At 65.7% G+C, this 22644-nt stretch carries 23 protein-coding genes; 10 read left to right on the plus strand and 13 right to left on the minus strand.

Going from position 1 to position 22644, the window contains the following annotated elements; translation table 11 throughout:
- Positions 1–138 precede the first annotated feature (138 nt).
- Both IT549_RS03905 and ubiA read right to left on the minus strand, forming a co-directional pair.
- Positions 139–759, minus strand: coding sequence for an SOS response-associated peptidase family protein (locus tag IT549_RS03905; protein ID WP_292970110.1), 621 nt, complete (start codon positions 757–759; stop codon positions 139–141).
- A 12-nt stretch (positions 760–771) separates the two neighbouring features.
- On the minus strand, positions 772–1689 hold the full coding sequence (gene ubiA / locus IT549_RS03910; RefSeq protein ID WP_292970111.1) for a 4-hydroxybenzoate octaprenyltransferase: 918 nt from the start codon (positions 1687–1689) through the stop codon (positions 772–774).
- Between the two features lie 373 nt (positions 1690–2062).
- On the opposite strand from ubiA, the gene IT549_RS03915 reads away from it, so the two are divergent.
- The 5 genes from IT549_RS03915 to IT549_RS03935 all read left to right on the plus strand — a co-directional run bounded on the left by IT549_RS03915 (position 2063) and on the right by IT549_RS03935 (position 7674).
- Positions 2063–2671: a DUF2306 domain-containing protein gene (locus tag IT549_RS03915; RefSeq protein WP_292970113.1), complete on the plus strand. Its 609-nt coding sequence runs from the start codon at positions 2063–2065 to the stop codon at positions 2669–2671.
- Between the two features lie 32 nt (positions 2672–2703).
- On the plus strand, positions 2704–3447 hold the full coding sequence (locus IT549_RS03920; protein ID WP_292970115.1) for a 16S rRNA (uracil(1498)-N(3))-methyltransferase: 744 nt from the start codon (positions 2704–2706) through the stop codon (positions 3445–3447).
- A 56-nt stretch (positions 3448–3503) separates the two neighbouring features.
- A complete protein-coding gene (locus IT549_RS03925) occupies positions 3504–5927 on the plus strand; it encodes a CshA/CshB family fibrillar adhesin-related protein (protein WP_292970117.1) in 2424 nt (807 codons plus the stop codon).
- Between the two features lie 77 nt (positions 5928–6004).
- Positions 6005–7375 carry a glutamate--cysteine ligase gene (locus IT549_RS03930; protein WP_292970118.1) on the plus strand — a complete coding sequence of 457 codons (1371 nt, stop codon included), beginning with the start codon at positions 6005–6007 and terminating at the stop codon, positions 7373–7375.
- A complete protein-coding gene (locus IT549_RS03935; RefSeq protein ID WP_292970119.1) occupies positions 7375–7674 on the plus strand; it encodes a putative quinol monooxygenase in 300 nt (99 codons plus the stop codon). The genes IT549_RS03930 and IT549_RS03935 overlap by 1 nt, the downstream gene beginning before the upstream one ends.
- Here IT549_RS03935 and IT549_RS03940 read toward each other — a convergent pair whose 3' ends face one another.
- The 5 genes from IT549_RS03940 to IT549_RS03960 all read right to left on the minus strand — a co-directional run bounded on the left by IT549_RS03940 (position 7675) and on the right by IT549_RS03960 (position 13421).
- Positions 7675–9039 carry a DUF1295 domain-containing protein gene (locus tag IT549_RS03940; RefSeq protein WP_292970120.1) on the minus strand — a complete coding sequence of 455 codons (1365 nt, stop codon included), beginning with the start codon at positions 9037–9039 and terminating at the stop codon, positions 7675–7677. It abuts the gene before it with no gap.
- Positions 9040–9090: 51 nt separating this feature from the next.
- Entirely contained in the window at positions 9091–10434 is a 1344-nt protein-coding gene (locus IT549_RS03945) for a PQQ-like beta-propeller repeat protein (RefSeq protein WP_292970121.1), read from the minus strand.
- 24 nt (positions 10435–10458) lie between these two features.
- Positions 10459–11259 carry a tetratricopeptide repeat protein gene (locus tag IT549_RS03950; RefSeq protein ID WP_292970122.1) on the minus strand — a complete coding sequence of 267 codons (801 nt, stop codon included), beginning with the start codon at positions 11257–11259 and terminating at the stop codon, positions 10459–10461.
- A gap of 114 nt (positions 11260–11373) precedes the next feature.
- The gene (locus IT549_RS03955) at positions 11374–12522 is read right to left on the minus strand and encodes a glycosyltransferase (protein ID WP_292970123.1); all 1149 of its coding nucleotides are present in this window, start codon (positions 12520–12522) and stop codon (positions 11374–11376) included.
- Positions 12519–13421 (minus strand): alpha/beta hydrolase, encoded by a 903-nt coding sequence (locus IT549_RS03960; protein ID WP_292970125.1) that lies wholly within the window; start codon positions 13419–13421, stop codon positions 12519–12521. The genes IT549_RS03955 and IT549_RS03960 overlap by 4 nt, the downstream gene beginning before the upstream one ends.
- Positions 13422–13605: 184 nt before the next feature.
- On the opposite strand from IT549_RS03960, the gene astD reads away from it, so the two are divergent.
- Positions 13606–15021, plus strand: a complete 1416-nt coding sequence (gene astD / locus IT549_RS03965; protein ID WP_292970127.1) for a succinylglutamate-semialdehyde dehydrogenase — start codon at positions 13606–13608, stop codon at positions 15019–15021.
- Positions 15022–15027: 6 nt separating this feature from the next.
- Here the strand turns inward: astD and IT549_RS03970 are convergent, their stop codons facing one another.
- A complete protein-coding gene (locus tag IT549_RS03970; RefSeq protein WP_292970129.1) occupies positions 15028–15723 on the minus strand; it encodes a hypothetical protein in 696 nt (231 codons plus the stop codon).
- Positions 15724–15812: 89 nt separating this feature from the next.
- Between IT549_RS03970 and rarD the strand changes: the two genes are divergently transcribed.
- Positions 15813–16727 carry an EamA family transporter RarD gene (gene rarD, locus IT549_RS03975; RefSeq protein WP_292970130.1) on the plus strand — a complete coding sequence of 305 codons (915 nt, stop codon included), beginning with the start codon at positions 15813–15815 and terminating at the stop codon, positions 16725–16727.
- Here rarD and pyrC read toward each other — a convergent pair.
- Positions 16704–17750 carry a dihydroorotase gene (gene pyrC, locus IT549_RS03980; RefSeq protein ID WP_292970132.1) on the minus strand — a complete coding sequence of 349 codons (1047 nt, stop codon included), beginning with the start codon at positions 17748–17750 and terminating at the stop codon, positions 16704–16706. The genes rarD and pyrC overlap by 24 nt on opposite strands.
- A 38-nt stretch (positions 17751–17788) precedes the next feature.
- On the opposite strand from pyrC, the gene IT549_RS03985 reads away from it, so the two are divergent.
- Positions 17789–18499: a folate-binding protein gene (locus tag IT549_RS03985; RefSeq protein ID WP_292970134.1), complete on the plus strand. Its 711-nt coding sequence runs from the start codon at positions 17789–17791 to the stop codon at positions 18497–18499.
- Here IT549_RS03985 and IT549_RS03990 read toward each other — a convergent pair.
- Positions 18487–19083 (minus strand): helix-turn-helix domain-containing protein, encoded by a 597-nt coding sequence (locus tag IT549_RS03990; protein ID WP_292970136.1) that lies wholly within the window; start codon positions 19081–19083, stop codon positions 18487–18489. The two genes, IT549_RS03985 and IT549_RS03990, sit on opposite strands and share 13 nt — an antisense overlap.
- Positions 19084–19111: 28 nt before the next feature.
- Between IT549_RS03990 and IT549_RS03995 the strand changes: the two genes are divergently transcribed.
- On the plus strand, positions 19112–20005 hold the full coding sequence (locus IT549_RS03995; RefSeq protein ID WP_292970137.1) for a metal-dependent hydrolase: 894 nt from the start codon (positions 19112–19114) through the stop codon (positions 20003–20005).
- 221 nt (positions 20006–20226) lie between these two features.
- Here IT549_RS03995 and IT549_RS04000 read toward each other — a convergent pair whose 3' ends face one another.
- The 3 genes from IT549_RS04000 to rplU form a co-directional block, all read right to left on the minus strand.
- Positions 20227–20781: a GNAT family N-acetyltransferase gene (locus tag IT549_RS04000; protein WP_292970138.1), complete on the minus strand. Its 555-nt coding sequence runs from the start codon at positions 20779–20781 to the stop codon at positions 20227–20229.
- 220 nt (positions 20782–21001) lie between these two features.
- Positions 21002–21268 carry a 50S ribosomal protein L27 gene (gene rpmA, locus IT549_RS04005; RefSeq protein WP_292970139.1) on the minus strand — a complete coding sequence of 89 codons (267 nt, stop codon included), beginning with the start codon at positions 21266–21268 and terminating at the stop codon, positions 21002–21004.
- Between the two features lie 20 nt (positions 21269–21288).
- Positions 21289–21699, minus strand: a complete 411-nt coding sequence (gene rplU / locus IT549_RS04010) for a 50S ribosomal protein L21 (RefSeq protein ID WP_292970141.1) — start codon at positions 21697–21699, stop codon at positions 21289–21291.
- Between the two features lie 168 nt (positions 21700–21867).
- On the opposite strand from rplU, the gene IT549_RS04015 reads away from it, so the two are divergent.
- Positions 21868–22377 carry a hypothetical protein gene (locus tag IT549_RS04015; protein ID WP_292970142.1) on the plus strand — a complete coding sequence of 170 codons (510 nt, stop codon included), beginning with the start codon at positions 21868–21870 and terminating at the stop codon, positions 22375–22377.
- The last annotated feature ends 267 nt before the right edge of the window (positions 22378–22644 follow it).

Genomic DNA, 22644 nt, shown 5'->3' on the forward strand with positions numbered 1-22644 from the left:
GTAGCGAATGCGACGAAGTCGCTTTCAAATTGCATCTGTCCGCAAGTCGCACCCGCTCGAATGGAGGGGGCCTTCGGCCCAAACACACCCCCTCTGCGCCTCCTCTTCTTCTCTGCGCCCTCTGCGCGAAACCAAGAATCAGAACAACGCCGCCTGCCCGCCCCCACCGGCCCAACGCTCCGAAGTCCGCTCCACCGTGAGCGCATCCTCCCAGGTCCGGCACAACGCCAGAGCATCGTCTGCCGTGCCCTCCAGCCAGTACTTCTGCGCCGCGCGGGAGAGGATCAGCGGCATCCGGTCATGCACCTGCGCCATCTGCGGGTGGCCATCGACCATCACCAGGGTGTAAACCTCACCCCATTCCTCGCTGGAGCGCCACAGCCCGGCGACCGCGAAGACCTCTTGTTCCGGAAGCCCGTACCAGGTCCGCGTCATCCGGCCCTTCTCGCCCTCGGCTTCGGCCCACTGGCTGACCGGCACCAGGCAGCGGCGATGGACAAAGCTGTCGCGCCAAAATCCAGTCAGCAGCTTGTCCTCGCGGGCATTGGTGACCGGCTTGGGCTTGAGCGGCTGGCCCTGCTTGCCCTTCAGCATCAGCGGGAAGCCCCAGTTCATCGCCCGCGCCCGCCCCTCGGCCACCACCAGCCCGGGGTAACCGGGATAGACTTCGTGGGCATAGTTCGCCGCAAGATCGGGCTCGACCTCGAACAGCCTGGCCACTTCGGCGGTGCCCTTGGTCATGCGGTAGAGGTTGCACATCAGGCCCGGACCTCAGGCATTGCCCACCACCAGGCAGGCCGCCGCGACCAGCAGGCCGGTGAAGCGATTGGCGCGAAACCGGGCGAGCGCGTTGTCACCATCATCGGGCTTCAGCGTAAGCACCTGCAAGGCCAGATGCCCGGCCGCCGGGGCCAGAGCCAGCAGCACCAGCCAGTCAGGCCGCAGCAGCCAGAAGGCCAGCGCCCACAGCGCCACGGCACCGGCATAGAAGCCAGCCACCCCCGCCTGCACATGCCGCCCCAGCGTCAGCGCGCTTGATCCGATCCCGACCATGGCATCGTCCTCGCGGTCCTGCAGGGCGTAGATCGTGTCATAGCCCACGCACCACAGCACCGACCCAGCATAGAGCGCGGCCAGCACGTCCAGCCGCCAGTCCGCATCGGCCCCGCGGATCGCGATCCAGCCGACCGGCGCCCCCCAGGTGAAGACCAGCCCCAGCCAGGCCTGCGGGAAGCCTGTGATCCGCTTCATGAAAGGATAGGCCGCGACGAGCGCCAGGCTGCCCAGCGCAACCAGCTGCGCCTCGCGCCGCAATTGCAGCAGCACCACCAGCCCTACCAGACACAGCAGCACCAGCCAGACCCAGGCCGCGCGCCTGCTGACCCGCCCGCTCGCCACCGGACGCAGCGCGGTGCGCGCCACCTGCCGGTCAATATCGGCATCGACGATATCATTATAGACGCAGCCCGCCCCGCGCATCGCGATCGAGCCCAGCAGCAGCCAGCCAAGCAGTTGCCACTGCCCCATCCCGCCTGCCAGCAGCAGCCCCCAGGCACAGGGCCAGAACAGCAGCCACCAGCCGATCGGGCGATCGAACCGGGCCAGCTGGGCATAGTCGCGCAGCGGCTGCGGCAGCGCGGCGACCAGACCCTTGTGCTGGCTGTCGGGGACCACTTCGGCGCGTGTCATCGTTCAGGTGTTCCGTCTGGCAGATGGCTGAGTGGACACAATGGACAAGGTTCCTTGAGAGATCCGATCCGTTCGAGCCCTGGTCCGCCCTGCGGCACAAGTGAGACGGAGCTTTCGAGCGCGGTCATGGCTGCTTCTTGCCACAGCTTGCGGGTGTAGGACAGGCACCTCGCTCAGCTTTTCCTGATCCCGCCGCAACCGCCCTGAGGTGGTGGAGATCGTAAGTTCCAACCGGCGCCACACCACTGCCAACACCAGAAAATCCAGTAACTTCAACAATGTTGACACCGATAACACTTCGAATTACAAAGTTAACATTGCTTACATCGAGTTGAGTTTGACCGTGGCGAGAGGAGCACACATGGCAAGGAATATGACAGGCCGACCCGGCTGGAACTGGATCATGGTCATGATCCTGTCCACTGTGATCGGCTTCGGATCGATGCGGTATGTGCTGGGACTTGAAATGGTCCCGCCGCCATTGCGGCCCAATTTTCTCAATCATCAGACCGGCTTTATCGTCCACATCGCCCTGGGCACCTGCGCCCTGCTCAGCGGCCCCTGGCAATTCGTGGACCTGCTGCGCCAAAAGCGCCCGCGAATCCACCGGACGCTGGGCTGGATCTATGTCCTGTCGTGCACCATAGGCGGATTGGCCGGGCTGATCATCGCCGGTGGATCGAACGGCGGACCGATTGCGGCGGTCGGTTTCGGCAGCCTGGCGGTGCTGTGGATCGCCTTTACCTCGCTGGCGCTGGTCGCCGCGATCAGACGACGGTTCGACGCCCACCGGCGCTGGATGATTGTCAGCTTTGCGCTGACCTTCGCCGGGGTCACACTGCGGCTATACCTGCCGCTGACCGCGATCGACCTGACCCGCTTCAGCGAAATCTATGCCTGGATCGCCTGGGCCTGCTGGGTGCCAAACCTGCTGGTCGGGCTGTGGCTGGCCCGGCGCACCAAACCCGTCGCATGGGGATGACGCACCGCCCACGATAGGCTATCGCACCAGCCATGCCCGCCACCCCCGCCTGGCCGCCCAAGAGTGCCCCGCGCCTGTTTGTCGACGGGCCGCTGGATATCGGCGCGCAGGTTTCGGTCGAGGGGCCGCAGGCGCACTATCTGGCGCGGGTGATGCGCGTGGCCCCCGGCGATGCGGTGGTGCTGTGCGACGATGCAACCGGCGAATGGGCCGCGCAGGTCGAAAGCGCGGGCAAGCGCGATGTGCGGCTGGCCGTGGCCGGACTGCTCCGCCCGCGCGAGGCGGTGCCCGATTTCACGCTCTGCGCGGCGCTGCTCAAGAAGGACCGGTTCGACCTGGTGCTGGAAAAGGCCTGCGAGCTGGGCGCGGCGCGAATCCAGCCGGTGCTGACCCGGCGCTGCGTGGCCGACAAGCTCAACCTTGAACGTGCCCGCGCGATCCTGGTCGAAGCGGCCGAACAATGCGCCCGCACCGCGCTGCCCGAATTGCTGGCGCCGGTGAAACTTGAGTCGCTGCTCAGGCAGTGGGACCCGGCCCGCGCGCTGTTCTTCGCTGACGAGAACGGCGGGGCCAATGCCGCAGCCGAATTTGCCGCCCACCCCGGCCCGGCAGCTTTGCTGACCGGCCCCGAAGGCGGCTTCGACGAGGCCGAGCGCCAGGCGATCCGCGCGCTCCCCCAGGCCCATCCGATCACGCTGGGCCCGCGAATCCTGCGCGGCGAAACCGCCGCGATCGCCGGGCTGGCGCTGTGGATGGGAACCCGGGGCGACTGGTAGTTTCCCCTAGGCCGCTGCTCGCGGTCCATTAGCCATGTCCGGGGCACAAGCGCCCCATGACCCGCACATCCGTCCAGATGCTTGCTTGCCGCCTGCTGCGGCGGCTGATCGTGCTGTTCGCGCTGGTTATTCCGGCAGCTCCGGCGCTGGCCCAGAGCAGCAGCCAGTATACAAATTCGACCAGCGGCGCGATCACCGACCTGACCTGCGGTACCGGAAGCGAGCTGGTCCGGACCTTCTCGGTCGGTTCGAATGTAACGATCACCGATGTGAACATCGGGGTCGCGCTGCTCCATACATTTCGGCAGGACCTGATCATCACACTGACCTCACCGCAGGGAACGGCGGTGACCCTGATGACGACTGTCGCCAACGACGGCGATAACCTGTCAGACTTGTTCGACGATTCAGCCAGCCAGCCAATCGCCAACCATGCGGTCAGCACAACTGACTCGACCGCTGCTGTGCCGCCATACTCGCACTCCTTTCGGCCCAGCTCGGCGCTCTCGGCATTCAATGGCCAGCATTCGGCTGGAACCTGGACGTTGAAAATCTGCGACCAGTTCGCGCAGGATATCGGCACCTTCACCCGATCCGATCTCTACATTACCGGAACCACGCTGAACGACCTGTCGCTGAACATGACCAGTTCAAGCACAGCACCGGTCTTTGGCACAAATTTCACCTATACCCTGACCCTGAGCAGCGCGAGCACATCGAGCGCCACCGCGACCGGCGTGACCGTAAGCGATCTGCTGCCCGCCGGGACCAGCTTCGTCAGCGCGACCGGGACCGGCACGTACAATTCAGGCACCGGCTTATGGAGCGTGGGCAGCGTGGCGGCCGGCGGCACAGCCAGCCTGACGATCACAGCCACCGCCAGCGGAGCCGTCGGCTCGTCTATCACCAACGCCGCACAGATCACCGCCAGTTCGCAGCCTGACCCGGATTCGACCGTCAACAACGGTGTGACCAGTGAGGACGACTATGCCAGCCGGACAATCACCGTGGGGGCCAACACCATCAATTGCCCGGCAGGAAGCAGCGCGAGCGGATCGGGCTATGCCTCCAGCGGAACCAGTGCCTACAAGGGCCAGATATTCTGGCTCGACTGGAGCTGCGGCGGCACCACGCTGTTCAACAAGGGTGCAACGGTCAACAAGAGCTGGACCGTGGGCGACGGACTGACCATCACCGGCCAGATCACCGGGATCAGCGACGATATCGCGCCCTATACTGTCGGCACCTGGGGCGGCGATACACTGCAATTGCTGCACGGCGGGCTGAACCCGATCGGCCTGCGGAACAATGTTGACGGCGTTCACCCGGCGCTGAACCTGACGCTCAGCGCCACGCTCAACTCCGCGCCGGTCGCGCTGCGCTATGTGCTGGGCGATGCCGAGGACGCGTCACCCGGCGAATCGCTCGTCGCGGTGACCAGTGGCAGCAACTGGCAGGCGGTCGAAAGCTATGGCTCGATCAGTTACAGCACGGGCGGTGGCAGCGCCACGATCAGCGATCCGGCCAATGCCGGCGGCGGCACTGCGGTGCTGGAAACCACTGCCACCAGCCTATCGCTCAACGTCACGCTTAACGGCGGGGGCGGAACGGCCGCAGCTTTCGGGATCTTCACGCCATATGACTTTTCGGATGCCCCGCTGACCGGCACCAGCTATGGCTCCGCCAGCCACCGCACGATCGCCGGTCTGCGGCTGGGCAGCGCCATCACCACCGAAAATGCGGTTTACGACAGTCCGACTGCCTCGGCCGACAGCGACGATGCGGTGGCCCTGCCCAACCTGTTCCGCAGCGTCGCCACCAGCATCAGCGTGCCGGTTTCCGGTCCGGGCAAACTCAGCGCCTGGATCGATTTCAACGGCGACCACGACTTTGCCGATAGCGGCGAACAGATCGCCGCCAGCGTCAGCGACGGCGGCGCGGGCGACAGCGACGGGGCGGCAAACGGCACGATCGTACTGGCAGTAACCCCGCCGGCAACCGCCAGCACCGGTGCAACCTTTGCGCGTTTCCGCTTCTCATCGAACACCGGCGCTGCCAGTTCGGGGCTGGCCGGCTTTGGCGAGGTCGAGGATTACCAGCTGACGGTGATCTATCCCTCGCTGGCGGTCACCAAGAGCTCAAGCGTGATCAGCGATCCGGTCAATGGCACCAGCTTTGCCAAGGCGATCCCGGGAGCCACGGTGCGCTATTGCGTGCTGGTAACCAACACCGGCAACACCAGCGCCAGCACCGTGGCGCTGAGCGACAGCCTGCCTGCCAGCGTCAGCTATATCGCCGCTTCGCTGCGTTCGGGCAGCAGCTGCGCCGCCGCCGCGACGGTCGAAGACGATGACAACAGCGGTACCGATGAAAGCGATCCGTTCGGCGCGTCGCGCAGCGGGGCCAGCATCGCCGGGGCTGCTCCCACGCTGGAATCGGGCAGCAGTTATGCCCTGACCTATGACGTGACGGTGCAATAGTCGCCGTGCATTTTGCTTGGCCGCGGCCAAGCTGAATTTGCTGGCGCGGGGGCGAACATAGCGATAACTCCGGCGCAATGAGCACCAGACAGGTTTCAGATAGCAACGATCCGATCATCGAAAGCCGCGACCAGCTGGTGGCCCCGATGATCAAGGGGGAAAAGCCCAAAGAGCGCTGGCGGATCGGCACCGAGCACGAAAAGCTGGTCTATTGCACCAGCGATCATCATGCCCCCAGCTATGACGAGCCGGGCGGGATCCGCGATCTGCTGGACGCGCTGACCCAGTATGGCTGGGAACCGGTGATCGAGGGCGGCAAGGTGATCGCGATGGCCGGCAGCGACGGCACCGTCAGCCTGGAACCGGCCGGACAGCTTGAACTGTCGGGCGCGCCGCTGGAAACGATCCACCAGACCTGCGCAGAGACCGGGCGCCACCTCGATCAGGTCAAGGCGATCGGCGCGAAGACCGGCAAGGGCTTTCTGGGGCTGGGCATGTGGCCCGACAAGACCCGCGAAGAACTGCCGATCATGCCCAAGGGCCGCTATGCGATCATGCTGCGGCACATGCCGCGGGTGGGCCAGCTGGGGCTCGACATGATGCTCCGCACCTGCACCATTCAGGTCAACCTCGACTATTCGAGCGAGGCCGACATGGTGCAGAAGTTCCGCACCTCGCTGGCGCTGCAGCCGCTGGCCACCGCGCTGTTCGCCAATTCGCCCTTCACCGAGGGCAAGCCGAACGGCTACCTGTCCTACCGCAGCCACATCTGGACCGACACCGACCCGCACCGCACCGGCATGCTGGGCTTCGTGTTCGAGGACGGCTTCGGTTACGATCGCTATGTCGAATACATGCTCGACGTGCCGATGTATTTCGTGTTCCGCGACGGCAAGTACATCGACGCCGCCGGGCAGAGCTTCCGCGACTTTCTGGAAGGCAAGCTGCCCGCGCTGCCGGGTGAGCGCCCGACCGAGAGCGACTGGATCGATCACCTGTCCACCGCCTTCCCCGAAGTGCGGCTGAAGAGCTTTCTGGAAATGCGCGGCGCCGATGGCGGTCCGTGGCGCAAGATCTGCGCGCTGCCGGCCTTCTGGGTCGGCCTGCTCTATGATCAGGGCGCGCTTGATGCCGCGTGGAACCTGGTCAAGGGCTGGGACATGGAAGGCCGCGAAGCGCTGCGCGCGGCAGTGCCCAAGCTGGGGCTTGATGCCCCGATCCCGGGTGGCGGCACCCTGCGCGACATTGCCGCCGAAGTGCTGGCGATCAGCCGCGCCGGGCTCAATTCGCGCAGCCGGCTCAATTCGATGGGCGATACCGAAGCCGGGTTCCTTGGGCCCCTCGACGAGATCGTCCGCACCGGCAAGGTTCCGGCGCAGGTCCTGCTCGACAAGTACCATGGCGAATGGGGCGGCGATATCAGCCGGGTTTACGAGCTGTCGTTCTGATGATCGTGGTCGTCGGCCAGTTCCGCTTTCCGCCCGAGCGGATGGAGGAGGCCCGTCCGGTGATGCGCCGGGTGATGGAATTCACCCGCGCCGAGCCGGGGTGCGTCGAATACAATTACGGTGAAGACGTGCTCGATCCCGGGCTGATCCGGGTCAGCGAGGTCTGGGAAAGCCGCGAGCAGCTTGCCGCGCACATGCAGACGCCGCACATGGCCCGCTGGCAGCGCGAGCGGGCCGAGCTTGGCCTGACCGAGCGCAACATTTTGGTTTACGAAGCTGGCGAAGGCAAGTCACTCTAACTATTCGGCGGGCTGCGCCTGCAGCGCCGGACGCCGTGCCCTGATCGCCTGGCCCAGCCGGTGCAGCGGCGCGGTGATCAGTCCGTAGCGGTTCATCCAGTCGTGGTATTCACGGTACTTGGCATCTTCGCCCAGCAGGTGGCGTTCCTCGGTCTTGGCACGCCAGAAATAGATCGCGCTGACGCAGCCGAGGAAGAAGGCATTGCGAACCGCATCGACCATCGACCCATTGGTGACCATGAACGGCATCGAGGCGCACCACCAGAAGGTGTTCTTGGCCAGATAGGCCGGATGGCGGGTATAGGCATAGGGTCCGTTGGTCAGCACCCCGCGATAGGTCAGGTTCGAAAAGCGGATCCCGAAAGCCAGCGTTGCCCAGGCATAGATCGCGGTCAGCACCACCAGCAGGCAGGCCCAGATCCACATCATCAGCGGCAAGCCGGCAAAGACATGCAGCCAGTTATCGTCGCCATGGGTTTCGGCCAGATAGAACAGCGGACGATCGCCCGGGCTCATGATCTGGAACGGCGGATAGCACAGCAGCGCGGCCAGCCAGCCCGCCAGGTAAGGATTGGCCGAACGGATCTGCGCGTCGAGCGGCTTCATCGTCAGGATATAGCCGACCGAGCCGATCTGTTCGTCGATCACGAACATCAGCGTGATCAGCAGCGCCGCGATCCCTTCCGGGGTCAGGAAGAACGAGCTCCAGTCGGGCGAGACCAGGTTGGCAAAGCCGCCCGGCACAATCATGATCATGAAGGCCGTGAAGAAGCCTTTCACCGCCCAGGCCCGCAGGTGAATCCAGATCTGTTCGGGATCGAATGGTTCGCGCCCCACCAGCAAGGCGCCGAAATGCCAGCACGGATCGCGCGGATTGACCAGGACCCGGTCAAGCCACAGCACATAGGGCACCGACAGAACGAACAGCGGCACGGCCGCCGTGCCCAGCACCTGCATCGAAATCTGATAGGGGCCATCCCAGTACCAGCGGCCGACGCAATAGAGGAAGCCGATGATCGCCCAGGTCGCCCACAGCCCGGCAAGCTTGGTGATCGACACGTCAATCACATCGGCCAGACGGCGCGGATTGTCCCAATCGATCCCGGTCGAAGCGCGGCGGTGAACCTTCACCACCAGCACTTCCCACAGCACCATCGGCGCCGCGCAGATCACCAGCCCGGTCAGTGCCGCGTTGGGCCCGGTCAGCCGTTCAGCCCGGCTTGGCAGGTTGAACAGCGTGACCAGTTCCGGCCAGAAATGGCAAACCATGATCCACAGGGTAAGCGAGATCAGCCCGAGCCAGCCGGTTACGGCCGACACATCGCTGGCGGGCCGCGGAACGGCGGGGATGGCGCGAGCATTCATCGCCCGCGCCTATAACCGCGAAAGGGTTAAAGCCGCGGTAACGCGCTCTGCTTACCGAAACGCGTGAATGCGGCCGTTGTCGTCCAGCACGTAGAGCGTGTTGCCTGCCACCACCGGTGCCAGGGTTACCGGCGCGTCGAGCTTGGCGAACAGGCTGGGCTGACCGTCGGCCACCGACGCGGTGTACATTTCGCCGCGCGAATTGACGAACCACAGCTTGTCACCGGCCAGCACCGGACCCGACCAGAAGATCGGATCCTTCTTCTTTTCCTGGTTGCGGAACGCGTTGAGCTGGGTCAGCCAGCGCACCTTGCCGGTCGCCCGGGCAATGCACAGCAGCCGCGCATCGTCGGTCAGCGTGAAGATCCAGTCACCCGCCACCGCCGGGGTCGAAATCCCCGCCAGGTTGAGTTCCCAGATCCGCTGCCCGGTCACCAGTTCATAGGCCGCCATGCGGCCGCCCTGGCCCAGGGCATAGACCCGGCCGCGATCGATGATCGGATCGGCGTCGATATCGGTCAGCACCCCGACCGAGGTCGAAAGCGAAGTGCGGGCCAGCGCGTCTGACCACAATTCGCGTCCGTTTTCATAACGATAGGCGATCAGTTCGCCGGTCGAATAGCCAGCAATAATCGTCCCCTGCCCGGCAGCCGGTGCGGCCACGCCGAACACCCCGGTCTGCCCGACCGAGGCCGTTGCGTTCCAGATCTGCGCACCGTTTTCAGGATTGAGCGTGACGATCTGGTTGGCCTGGGTCATCACGAAGACCGAGTTGAACGCGATGGTTGGCGAACCACGCAGCGGGCCCGAAGGTTTGACCTTCCACAGCACCTTGCCATCGGCGGCATTGATCGCGGCCACTTCGCCCACCCCGGTGGTGACATAGGCGCGTTCACCCGAATAGCTGACCCCGCCGCCATAGACAGAACTAGCACCGTCACCGGAAATCCGGAAGGTCTGGCTCCAGCGTTCGGCACCGGTCTTGGCATCGAAGGCATGGACCACGCCCATGGTATCCATGACAAAGACCATTCCGCCGCCCACCACCGGGGCCGCAGCCAGCCGCTGCTTCTTGGTCGAACCGGCGATCCGCGCGGTCCAGGCCTGCTGCGGCGCGGCGGCAATCGCCAGGTTGCCATAGCTCTTGCTGGCGGTGCCGCCGGCCTGGGCCCATTCAGCGTTTTCGACCGCCGGCGGAACCACGACCGCAAGGCTGGTGATCCCGGCATCGACCTTGGCGCTGGTATCGACCTTGGTCAGGATCGGGATGCGATTGCCCAGGGTCGGCGTGGTTGGCTTGCCCTTGCCGCCAAACATGCCGCACCCGGACAGGCTCAGCGCAAGCGCGAGCACCAGCGGGGCGGAAAGGCGGCGGTTGATCTGGATCGATGGCATCAAGTGGTCCTTGGCTGTTGCCGGTTATTGCTTGGGTGCGGCTGCGCCCGCGGGCGCGGCGGTCGTTGTGGGCTGTCCGGCGGCAGGTTCTTCCTTGGGAAGTTCGACTCCGCCATCATAGCCCAGCCCGCTGGCCATCTGGCGCGCGCGGACCCGGACCGACTTGGGAGCCTTCTCGTCCTTGCCGATCTGCGCGAACAGCGCCCCGGCGAGGTCCGGCTTGCCCATGTCGAGATAGGCCATGGCCACCAGTTCGCCAGCGTTGCCGAAGAACGGATTGCCCGGAACCGCCAGCGGCTTGAGCTTGGCCACCACATCATCGGGCTTCATCGTATCGAAGCGGATCGACACTTCGCGGATTACCGCAAGATCGCGGTAGGGCTTGGGCGCGGTCTGATCGGCGGCCAGAGCGGCAAAACGCCTGGCAGCGTCCTGATCCTTGCCCTGGGCCAGCGCGATGGCCGCCAGGCTCATCGCGGCGGCGGCGCGGCTGCCGTCCGATCCGTCCTTGGCCAGCGCCTCGTATTCCTTGGCCGCAGCATCAAGCTGCCCGCCGCGCAGCTTGTCAAAGGCCAGTTCGGCCTTTTCGCTGCGCTCATGGGCCTTGGACTTCACCGAATAGTCCCAGGCAAGATAGCCACCCAGCGCCAGCAGACCCGCCAGGATCACACCGCCGACCGGCTTGGCATAGCGCTTGATCGCGCCAACCATCTGCTCTTCACGCAGCGCTTCATCGACTTCGCGCAGGAAACCGTCCTGCTGTGCCGCATCGCGATCGGCGGCCTTGGAAGATGGGACCGGGGACTTGGTAGGTTCGATGGCCAAGGTTACTGCCTTCGCTGGACTAAGAATGGATTGCGGGGCTGTTTAGCGGATGGTGAGGCCATTTCAACGCGCAACTTGTGGATATGCCCCGCTGAAGCTGCGGTGAACGGCCCATCAGGGAAAGTTTTGACGGCCCATGGCCCGGGCATAGCAATCGCGATAGGCCGCCAGCATCGCCGCTTCATCGTATTCGGCGCGGGCGCGCTGGCGATTGGCCATGCCGATCTGCTGGCGCGCAGCCGGGTCATGCGCGGCCGCGGCCAGCGCGGCGCCCAGTGCATCATCATCACCCGCCGGGGTAATCCACGCGGCATTATCCGGCGCGACCATCGCCGCGACATCGCCCACCGCCGGGCTGACCACTGCGAGTCCGGCGGCCATTGCCTCTACCACCGAGATCGGAAACTGCTCGCTGTCCGATGACAGTGCGAACAGGTCGAACAGCCCCACGACCCTGGCCGGATCGGGAGCAAAACCGGGCAAGTGGACGCGATCGGCCAGCCCCAGCCGGGCGGCCTCGGCCGCGATCGCGGCGCGCTCAGGGCCTTCTCCGACGATCACCAGCTGCCATTGCGCCGGCATCGCGGCAAAAGCCCGCACCAGTCGCGGCAGGTTCTTGACCGCGCGCAGCCCGGCCAGCGTGCCCAGCCACAGCTCGCCCTCGCGCTTGACGAGGCCCGGCAACGCAGCGCCATTCGGGGCCGTGCCATAATCGGCCAGCGGGATCCCGTTGGCGATCCGCCGCAGCCGTTCTGCCGGAACATGCCAGGCCTGGCGAGCAATCTGCTCCAGCCGCTGCGATGGCACCACCAGCTCCTGCGCCCCGGCCAGCGCGATCCGCCGGAACCGGTTGCGGGCCGGTTTGAGGCGCTGCGCTTCGTCCTGGTTGAAGCCGTCCTCATGGTGGACCAGCGGCGGCAGACCCAGTGCGCGGCCGAACAGCCGGTGCGCCATCACCGCGTCCATCGCCCCCCAGTTGTAGGTCAGCACCAGATCAAAGCCCCGCATCGCGCGGGCCAGCGCCAGCAGCCGCCAGGGCAGCGGCTTGCCCGACAGCGGCGGAAAATCGGCGGGATAGGTAACGCTGATCGCCGGATCGATCGCCTCGGCGGCCCCCAGCGCGCCGGGCACGCCCGATACCACGGTGTGATCGATATACGGACCGAACAGGTTCATCAGCTTGGCCGCGCGCAGTTCCTTGCCGCCCGGCGAAAAGCTGGAATGAAGGTGCAGCAGGCGCGGCCTGCCGGCGCTGACGCTCATTCCACCCGGGCCAGCAGCCGGTCGATCGCGGCGACCGCTTCGGGTTCGTTCAGCATTGGCGCATGGCCGACCTTGGGCACGGTCACGGCATCGCTGCCCGGCAGCCCTTTTGCCATCTTGCGGTGGACATCCTTGCTCAGGATATCGGACAGTTCGCCGCGCACCAGCGTCACCGGCTTGCCCTTCAGCGCCTGGATCGCGGGCCACAGGTCAACCCCGGATTCGCCGCCGGGCTGGGCCAGCGGCTCGGCGATCTTCATGTCATAGTCGAACACGATCCGCCCATTGCCGCCCACCACCATGCAGCGCTTGGCCATGTCGAGCCAGTCAGAGATTTCATAACCGGGGAACACGTCGCCCTGGCTTTCCTCAAGCGCGCGGGCCGCGTGCATCCAGGTCGGAAAGGTCCGCCCCTGGCCGACATAGCCGCGGATCCGTTCCAGCCCGGCCGGCGAAACCTCGGGACCGACATCGTTGAGCAGGGCCCCGGCGATCCTTTGGGGCATGGTCAGCGCCATGATCATGGTCAGCAGCCCGCCCAGCGATGTGCCGATCGCCACGAAGCGGTCGATCCCCGCCTGGTCGAACAGTTCGCCCAGATCCTCGGCATATTGCAGCGGGTTGTAGGTGGCAGAATCTCTGGCATAGGCGCTGTCGCCCCGCCCGCGCAGATCGGGACAGATCACCCGCCATTCGCCGCCCAGTCGCTCGGCAACATGGGCGAAATCGCGCGCGTTGCGGGTCAGCCCCGGCAGGCACAGCACCGCCGGGCGATCCGCGCGCCCGGCATAGTCGCGGTAATGCAGCTTCAGGCCATCCTTGCTGGTCCAGAACTGGTCGGCAAAAGCGGCACCGGTGGCCGGTGCGGTCAAGGCAGGATCGGCGGTCATTCTGGGCATGCTCTATCGCCCGATGCGGCCCGGGGCGCAAGCCGGACACCGGTCTTTTTCGGTGCACGCCGTTCTATCGAAATTAACCATAACACTTGGCCGGAAAAGGAAGACTTTCCAACTAGGACGACACCGACTAAGGCCCACGCAGCACCCTGGTGTTCGCAACCACCACCGGAACGGGACGAAATCATTGAGCAAAGCGCAGTTGGTTTCCTATGAGCCGGCGACCGGAGCCGAGATCTGGCGCGGCAAGCACGGCAATGTCGATGACATCGTGGATCGCGCCCGTCGGGCCTGGCCGGCCTGGGCCGCGCAGCCGCTGGCCAACCGAATGGAACTGGTCCGCCGCTTTGCCAACGAAGTACGCAAGGACGCCGAAAAGCTCGCGACGATGATCTCGCGCGAAACCGGCAAGCCGCTGTGGGAAGCGCGCACCGAAGTCGAAAGCGTGGTCAACAAGGTCGAGATTTCGATCCGCGCCTATGCCGACCGGACAGCGCAGCGCAAGCTGGACAACGCGCTGCAGGGCACCGCTTCGCTGCGGCACAAGCCGCATGGCGTGATGGCGGTGCTGGGTCCCTACAACTTCCCGGCCCACCTGCCCAACGGCCACATCATCCCGGCGCTGATCGCGGGCAACGTGATCGTGTTCAAGCCTTCAGAAAAAACCCCCGCGACCGGCGAAATGCTGCTGCAGTGCCTGCACCGTGCGGGCATTTCGGCGGCGGTTGCCCAGCTGCTGGTCGGCGGCGCCGAGGAAGGCCAGGCGCTGGTTGGCCACGAAGGGATCGACGGGGTCCTGTTCACCGGATCGGCCCATACCGGGATCGCGATCAATCGCCGCCTGGCGGCCCGGCCCGACAAGATCGTTGCGCTGGAAATGGGCGGCAACAACCCGCTGGTGGTGTGGGACACTCCCAAGACAACCGATGCGGCCGCACTGGTGATCCAGTCGGCCTTCACCAGCGCCGGGCAGCGCTGCACCGCGGCGCGGCGGCTGATCGTCAAGTCCAGCATGTACGATGCCCTGATCGGTGAGGTGAAGCGCCTGGCCGACCGGATCATCGTCGGCGCCCCGTTTGATGATCCCACCCCGTTCATGGGTCCGGTGATCGATAACGGCGCAGCCGACGGGCTGACCGAAAGCTTCCTCTACCTGCTCAGCCACGGCGGCAAGGCGATCAAGCACATGGTCCGCCCGCGCGACGACCTGCCGTTCCTGTCACCCGCGATCATCGATGTGACCGGGGTCAAGGATCGCCCCGACGTCGAACTGTTCGGGCCCTTGCTGCAGGTCGTCCAGGTCAGCGATTTCGACGAGGCGATTGCCGAGGCGAACAACACCCGCTTCGGCCTCTCGGCCTCGCTGATTGGCGGCAGTCCGCAGGAATACAACCGGTTCTGGGCCAATGTCCGCGCCGGGGTGATCAACTGGAACCGCCCTACCAACGGCGCCAGCTCTTCCGCTCCGTTCGGCGGGGTCGGACTGTCGGGCAACCACCGGCCCAGCGCCTATTACGCTGCGGATTACTGCGCCTATCCGGTCGCCTCGAACGAGATGGAACAGCCGCGCGCGATGATCGGCGTCGGCCTGCGCGATACCTGACCCGCGTCAGAGCCCGCTGGTCACCAGATCGACCTCGGTCAGGCCATCGGCCCGTTTGCGGGCGAAGGCGGCATAGCCCTTGCCGGCGACCACGGTATCGTCGCCCTCATGCGACAGCTCGGCCGGCAACTTTCCGGCCCGCGCACTGGCGTAATAGAAACTGGCCACGTCGCCGACTTCGACCGGAGTGACGAACCGCACCACGCGCAGCTTGCAGCCTTCCTGATCGCTGCCGCCCGCCGCCAGGGCATGCCCGCGCGGATAGACCGGCAGAGCCGCCGGCAGCCGCGCCGCCCAGACGAAGCCGTATTCGATCCTGCCGCTGCAGGCGCCGCCCAGCCCGCTGGCCTTGGCCAGCCCGCCGATGGTCACCACGTCAGCCAGCCGCGCGGTGCCAGTCGAACCGCCGGGATCGGGCGCTGCCGCAATCGGACCGCGCAGCAGGCGTTCGGCATCGGCCTTGGCCGCAGTCACTTCCTCGCTCGACCGCTTGAAGGCCGGCACGGCGCCGTCGGGAATGCCGCCATCAAGCGCCGCGTTGCCGCGGTTCTGGCTGGTCAGATCGGGATCGGTCAGCAGCGGATCATCGAGCGCGGCAGCCGCCACCGGATCGCGTGCATCCCTGGCCGGATCGTCGTCGTTTCCACCCCAGCAACCGGAAAGCAGGAGCAGCAGGGGCAGGCTGAGAAGGTGCGCGCGCAACATCCCCGCCTTGTGCCGCAGCCGGGCTGCGCTGCCTAGCCCCTTCGACAAGGCTTGCCCCACCCTGCCGGCGCGGCTAGCGCGCTGGCATGGACCGCCAGCCTCCTTCCCAGCCCCATGGCGGCCTGCCGATGGCGCTGGGCGCCTATCTGATCTGGGGGGTGATGCCGCTGTACCTGCGGCTGGTGCACTGGGTGCCGCCCTATGAGCTGATTGGCTGGCGGATCATCTGCACCTTGCCGATCTGCCTGCTGATCGTGGCGCTGCGGCGCGAACACGGCGCACTGCTGCGGGCGCTGGCCAATCCGCGGGTGGTCGGCGCGCTGCTGGTCAGCTCGGTACTGATCGCGGTCAACTGGACGATCTATGTGGTCGCGATCCAGTCAGGCCACATCTTCGCGGCCAGCCTGGGTTATTACATCAACCCCCTGGCCAATGTGCTGTTCGGCACGCTGTTCCTGGGCGAACGGCTGAGCAGGCGGCAATGGCTGGCGGTTGGCCTGGCGGCGCTGGGCGTCTCGCTGCTGGCGTGGGACGCGCGCGACATGCTGTGGATCAGCCTGTCGCTGGCGGTCAGCTTTTCCAGCTATGGTCTGGTGCGCAAACTGGCTCCGGTCGAATCGCTGCCCGGCCTGACGATCGAAACGCTGCTGATGCTGATCCCCGCCGCGCTGGTGACCGCCTGGTTCGCGCAAGGGCCCGATGGTTCGGCGATGGGCCGCGATCTGGCCTCGTCCGGACTGCTGGCCTTTTCCGGCGCGATGACCGCAATCCCGCTGCTGCTGTTTGCCGCTGCGGCGCGGCGGATGGACTATTCGGCGCTGGGCATGGTCCAGTTCCTGGCCCCGACGATCGTCTTCATCATCGGCCTGGGTGTGTTTGGCGAGCCGCTGCGGCCCAGCCAGCTGGCCTGCTTCGCCTGCATCTGGACCGCGATTGCGGTGTTCGTCTGGGATATCCTGGCGCGCCGCCGCGCTGCCTCAGGCGAGCAGGCGCCAGCCTAGCACTTCGCCGGCATGGAACGGCACGATCGCGGTGCCGTTGGCATCGATCGTTTCGGGCACCCGGCATTCGCCGCGTTCCAGCGTTACCGTGCCGGGGTTGACCGGCAGGCCATAGAAGGCCGGGCCGTTCAGGCTGGCAAAGCCCTCGAACTTGTCGAGCGCGCCTTCCTCGTCGAACACCTGGACATAGCTTTCCAGCGCAAAGGGCGCGTTGAAGATCCCGGCGCAGCCGCAGGCCGCTTCCTTCAGCGACTGCGCATGCGGGGCAGAGTCGGTGCCCAGGAAGAACCTGGCCGAGCCCGAGCAGGCCGCCTGACGCAAGGCCAGCCGGTGTACCTCGCGCTTGGCCACCGGCAGGCAATACATGTGCGGACGGATCCCGCCGACCAGCATGGCGTTGCGGTTGATCTGCAAATGCTGCGGGGTGATCGTGGCTGCGACATTGCTGCCGCAGCTCTCGACGAATTGCACCGCTTCGCGGGTGGTGACATGTTCGAACACCACTTTCAGTTCGGGCAGGTCGCGCACCAGTGGGGCCAGCGTGCGCTCGATGAAAACCGCCTCGCGGTCGAAGATATCGACATGCGCGTCGGTCACCTCGCCGTGGACCAGCAAGGGCATGCCGATCGCCGCCATCCGCTCCAGCACGGCGCGGATGTTGGCGATATCGGTCACCCCGTGGGCCGATCCGGTGGTGGCATGCGCGGGATAGAGCTTGGCCGCCACGAAAGTGCCATCTGCAAAGCCGCGCGCCACCTCATCCGGATCGGTGCTGTCGGTCAGATACAGCGTCATCAGCGGGGTGAAGTCGCTGCCTTCGGGCAAGGCGGCCATGATCCGCTGACGATAGGCCGCCACGCCGGCGCAATCGGTCATCGGCGGCGACAGGTTGGGCATTACGATCGCCCGGCCAAATTGCCGAGCCGTAAAGGGCACCACGCCCGCCAGCACCGCGCCATCGCGCAGATGGACATGCCAGTCGTCAGGGCGGCGGATGGTCAGGCGAGTCGCGGCTTCGGTCATCTCTTCCCCTTAGGCGGGCGGCACCCTATCTGTCACCCATGACCGCCAGCCACCTGACCAGCCGCGCCGTGATCCGCCTCACCCCGCTCGAACCGGGCGAAGATATCGGCGCCTTCCTGCAAGGGCTGGTGACCAACGACGTTGCGGGCCCGCTGCCGGTCTGGGCCGCACTGCTCAGCCCGCAGGGCAAGGTGCTGTTCGATTTTGTGGTCTGGGCAGATGGGGCAGACCTGCTGCTCGATTGCGAGGCCGCACAGGCCGAGGCGCTGGCCAAGCGGCTCTCGCTCTATCGCCTGCGCCGCAAGATCGGGATCGCAGTTGATCCCTCGGTGGCGGTGCACTGGCAGTCCGGAGCTGGCCCCGCACCCGATCCGCGCCTCGCCGCGCTGGGGCAGCGCTGGCTGGGTGAGGCCAGTGGTGAAAGCGCGGACGAGAGTTGGCTGGCGCAGCGCCTTTCACTCGGCGTGTGCGAAGGCCAGGCCGAACTGGGCGATCTGCTGTGGCTGGAATGCAATGCCGCCGAACTGAATGGCGTGAGCTTCACCAAGGGTTGCTATGTCGGTCAGGAAAACACCGCGCGGATGAACTGGCGGCAGAAGGTCAACCGGCGGCTGGTGGTGGTGCCGCTGGCTGAGAGCGACCCGGCACGCCAGCGCGTGGCCTATCCCGAACTGGGGCTGGCGGTCGATCACCGCCGGGTGGAGGATATAAGGGCGGAGTGGCTGCCAGAGTGGCTTCAGCCCGCCTGACCGGGCACCACGATCCCCGCTGCAATCGCACCGTCGATCAGCATCTTTTCCGCCGTATCGCGCGCCGAAGTGCGCGGCAGGCCCAGCGAGGCGGCAAGCGGCGCGCCCATCAGCGCATCGCCCAGCGCCATCAGGCACAGCGCGTGGGTGACATCGTGCATCTGGCCCGATTCGTGATCGCCCAGATCATCGACCAGTTCGTGGATCGCCTCAAGCAGCGGGTCGAGCGCGTCCTCGTTGCCGTTCATCAGCATCCAGGTGGCGAGCGCGCCGCCGCCTTCCTTGTCGAAGGCGTCGAAGGTCAGGTCCACCACTTCGCGCGGAGACCCCTCGCCGGCGCGGCTGGCCAGCACCGCATCCTCGATCGTTGCGCAGATCGTCACCGCCAGATGCTCGGCCAGTGCCTTCTGCAGGCCCGCCGCCGAACCGAAATGATGCAGCAGGTTGGCATGGGTACGCCCGATTCGCGAGGCGACCGCCTTCAGCGTCACCGCTTGCGGGCCCAGTTCGATCAGCAGCGCGCGCGCGGCTTCCAGCGCCACGGTGCGGCTCTCCTCCTGGGTCAGGCGCTTCCTTATTGACATCAATGTAAGTTGCCCTATATCGGGAGGTATGAACGCCCCCACCAAGTTCCCGCTCGACGTAGAACCCGCCGCGCCCATCGGCAAGCCGGTTCCGACCCCCGCCGATCTTGAGATCGTTGTGCGCGACCGCCGCTTTGGCCGCGACAAGGCACCGCCGCGCTGGTGGCTGAACAACGATCCGATCGCCACCGCCTGGCACAACGCGCTGTCCGCCACCTTCCCGCGCGGCGAGGCGCTGTTCATCGAATCGGTCAAGGCCTTCCGCGAAGGCGTGCCGCCCAAGCTGGAGGCCGAAATTCGCGCCTTCGTGAAGCAGGAAATCAACCACACCCGCGAACACATCGTGCTCAACAAGGCTGCCGCCGATGCCGGTTACGACATGGACCGGATCGACGCCCGGATTGAAGAACTGATGTTCGAGATCCGCAAGCGCCCGGCGATCGTCAACCTCTGCGCGACCATGGCGCTGGAACACTATACGGCGATGATGGCGCACGAATTCCTCGCCAATCCCAAGCACTTCGCCGGCGGCGATCCCGAAACCATCGCACTGTGGCGCTGGCACGCGATCGAGGAAATCGAGCACAAGGGCGTTGCCTTCGATACCTTCAAGCACGCCACCCGCGACTGGAGCCGCGGGCGCCGATATCGGCTGAAAAGTGTGATGATGCTGGTGATCACCCAGAACTTCATCAAGAACCGCTGGAAGGACACGCTTGAACTGCTGGCGCAGGACGGGCTGACCGGCTGGAAGGTCAAGGCCAAGCTGGCCTGGTATCTGTTCGGCACCCCCGGCGTGCTGCGCAAGATCGTGCCGGCCTGGTTTGCCTATTTCATGCCCGGCTTCCACCCCTGGAACCACGACGACCGCGCGCTGATCGGCAAGGCCGAAAGCGAGTTCGCGGACGCAGTGCTGGCCTGACCCGCAAGACCCTCTCCATTTTCATCCTTCGGCTTGCGGCTTAGCAACCGCGCTCAGGATGAACTTCCCGCATAGTGCGGGAAGTGCAAATGGGGAGGTGGCTCGCCGAAGGCGAGACGGAGGGGTTATGGCGCAAGGGTAGCAACCCCTCCGTCATTTGCTGGCGCAAATGCCACCTCCCCATTTGTGGCATTCGCCAAAAATGGAGAGGGATTGGCCGATTAAGCCACGCGCATGCCTACCGGATCGTCGCAATTGCCCGGTTCGGCCAGCTCAAGGCAATGCTCGATCGAGGCGACCTCTTCGCCGCGCGCCAGGCTGAAGCGCTGGCGGACCTGCCCGGTCGGCTTGAAGCCGACCTTGCGCAGCACCCGGCCCGATGCCGGGTTGTCGGCAAAGTGTCCGGCCACCAGCTTGCGGTGGCCCAGCGTACGCGCCAGACCAACCACCGCGCGCGCGGCTTCGCTGGCATAGCCCTTGCCCCAGTGTTCACGGGCGAACCAGTAACCCAGTTCCACCTCGTCACCATCCTCGGCCAGCCCGACGCAGCCGATGATCTCGGCCGGCTTCGAACAGGTCGGCAGGGTGACGAAGAAATGCGGGCAGCGCGAATGCTGCGGCTGCTGGGCAAACCAGCGCGCATCGTCCGCGGTATAGGGCCAGGGCACCTTGGCCAGATTCCTGGCCACCTGCTCGTCGTCGATCCGGGACAGCAGTTCCTGCCAGTCCTCGGGCCATCCGGGCCGCAAAAACAGCCTTTCGCTGCGAATGAACATTTCTCACCTCTCGTCATTCGCCCCACCCGGCCCAGATAGGCGTCAGGTGTGACATTGCCATTACGGCCTGCGTCAGGATGCCTCCGTGGCGGGGCATGCCGATCGACCGGACTGAGGGAGAAACGAAAAAAGGGAGACGGGTTGGCCCCTCTCCCTCTTGTCGCCGGCTTATGGACCGGCGGGGCCATCCCATCAGGGACAGCCCGTTATCGACTGTCCGTTATTCGGCTGCCTGGGCCATGTCCACCGACACGTACTTGCGGCCGAGCTTGCCATCGTGGAATCGCACGCGGCCACCGGTCAGCGCAAACAGGGTGTGATCCTTGCCGATGCCGACATTGGCACCCGGATAGACCTTGGTCCCGCGCTGGCGGACGATAATGTTGCCGCCGACCACTTCCTGGCCGCCGAACTTCTTCACGCCAAGGCGGCGACCGGCTGAGTCGCGACCGTTACGCGAGGAGCCGCCTGCTTTTTTATGTGCCATGTCGTACTACTCCGGAATTCTTATTCAGCGGCCTTGGCGGCCTTCTTGGCCGGGGCCTTCTTCGCCGGTGCTTCGGCGGCAGCGTCTTCAGCCTTGGGCGCAGCTTCCTTCTTGGGAGCGGCCTTCTTGGCTTCGGCGCCAACGGCAACGATGCGCAGCAGGGTCATCTGCTGGCGGTGACCGTTGCGGCGGCGATAGTTGTGGCGGCGACGCTTCTTGAAAACGATCACCTTTTCCGACTTCGCCTGCGCGATGATTTCGGCCGAAACGACAACGCCCTTGGCGTCCTTCACTTCGCCGCCGTCGCCGGCCAGCAGGACGTCGCTCAGCGTGATGGTCTCACCGGCTTCACCAGCCAGCTTTTCGACCGCGATCTTGTCTCCGGCGGCAACCCGGTATTGCTTGCCGCCCGTGCGCACAACTGCGAACATGGTGCTTCTATCCGTTCGTTTTACCCAAGCCACCCGGCGATTCGGGCAGCGCATCGGCCCTCGCCCAAAAGCAAGGGTGCCGAAAGAAGGGCTGCCCCTAGTCCAAGGTGCCAGAACTGTCAACGGCAGAAGAGTCACTCTGGCAAGGTTTGCCGGGCATGCTATGGCATGGCCATGTTTCGCGCCGCTCCCGCTCTCGTGCTTGTCCTGTCGCTGGCCGCCTGTGCCGGTGCCAGCGGCGAATATCCCTCGCTCGAACGTCGCCCGATGGAGCGGATTACCGCGACCTATACCCCGGCTACCCCGGCCACGCCGCAGCCCCTGCCCCAGCCTTCGGCCGAGATCACCGGCAAGCTTGAGCCGCTGATCGCCAAGGCCCGCAGCGCCGATGCCCGCTTCAGGGAAAAGGAAGGCCGCGCGCGCAGTCTGGCCGGTTCGGCGGCGGGCGCAAGGATCGGCACCGAATCATGGAACATCGCGACTGTCGCGGTGTCCGAGCTCGAAGCCGCCCGGGGCGAAGCGATGATCGCGCTGACCGAGCTGGACCTGCTCTACAACGATACGGTGCTGCGCGGTGAGGATGCCAGCGCGATCCAGGCCGCACGCGACACGGTGACCGCGCTGATCGATCAGGAAGACAAGGTCCTGGGCGAACTCAGGGACCGGCTCGGAAGTTAGAGCCTGTCCTGTTTAGGCGGAGGCGTCGGCACGGAGCCGAATTTGGCTCAGCGTGAGGCGCGAGGAGGGAGCCATGCCGTTGCATAGTGACCGACGAGCAACGTGGCGCTGGGCCAAATTCGGCCCGCCCCTGCGGGGTCGCATCAGGAAGGCCGCTGGCGGCGTCGCGTCGCTTGCAGGGGCAACCAGCCCCTGCTGCACGCCGCTCCTATCCAGCGGCCTTCCTGATGCGATGACGATGCCTCCACCTAATCAGGACAGGCTCTA

Origin of the sequence: Novosphingobium sp. (assembly GCF_020852455.1) — a bacterium.
In the GTDB taxonomy this organism is placed as follows: Bacteria; Pseudomonadota; Alphaproteobacteria; order Sphingomonadales; family Sphingomonadaceae; genus Novosphingobium.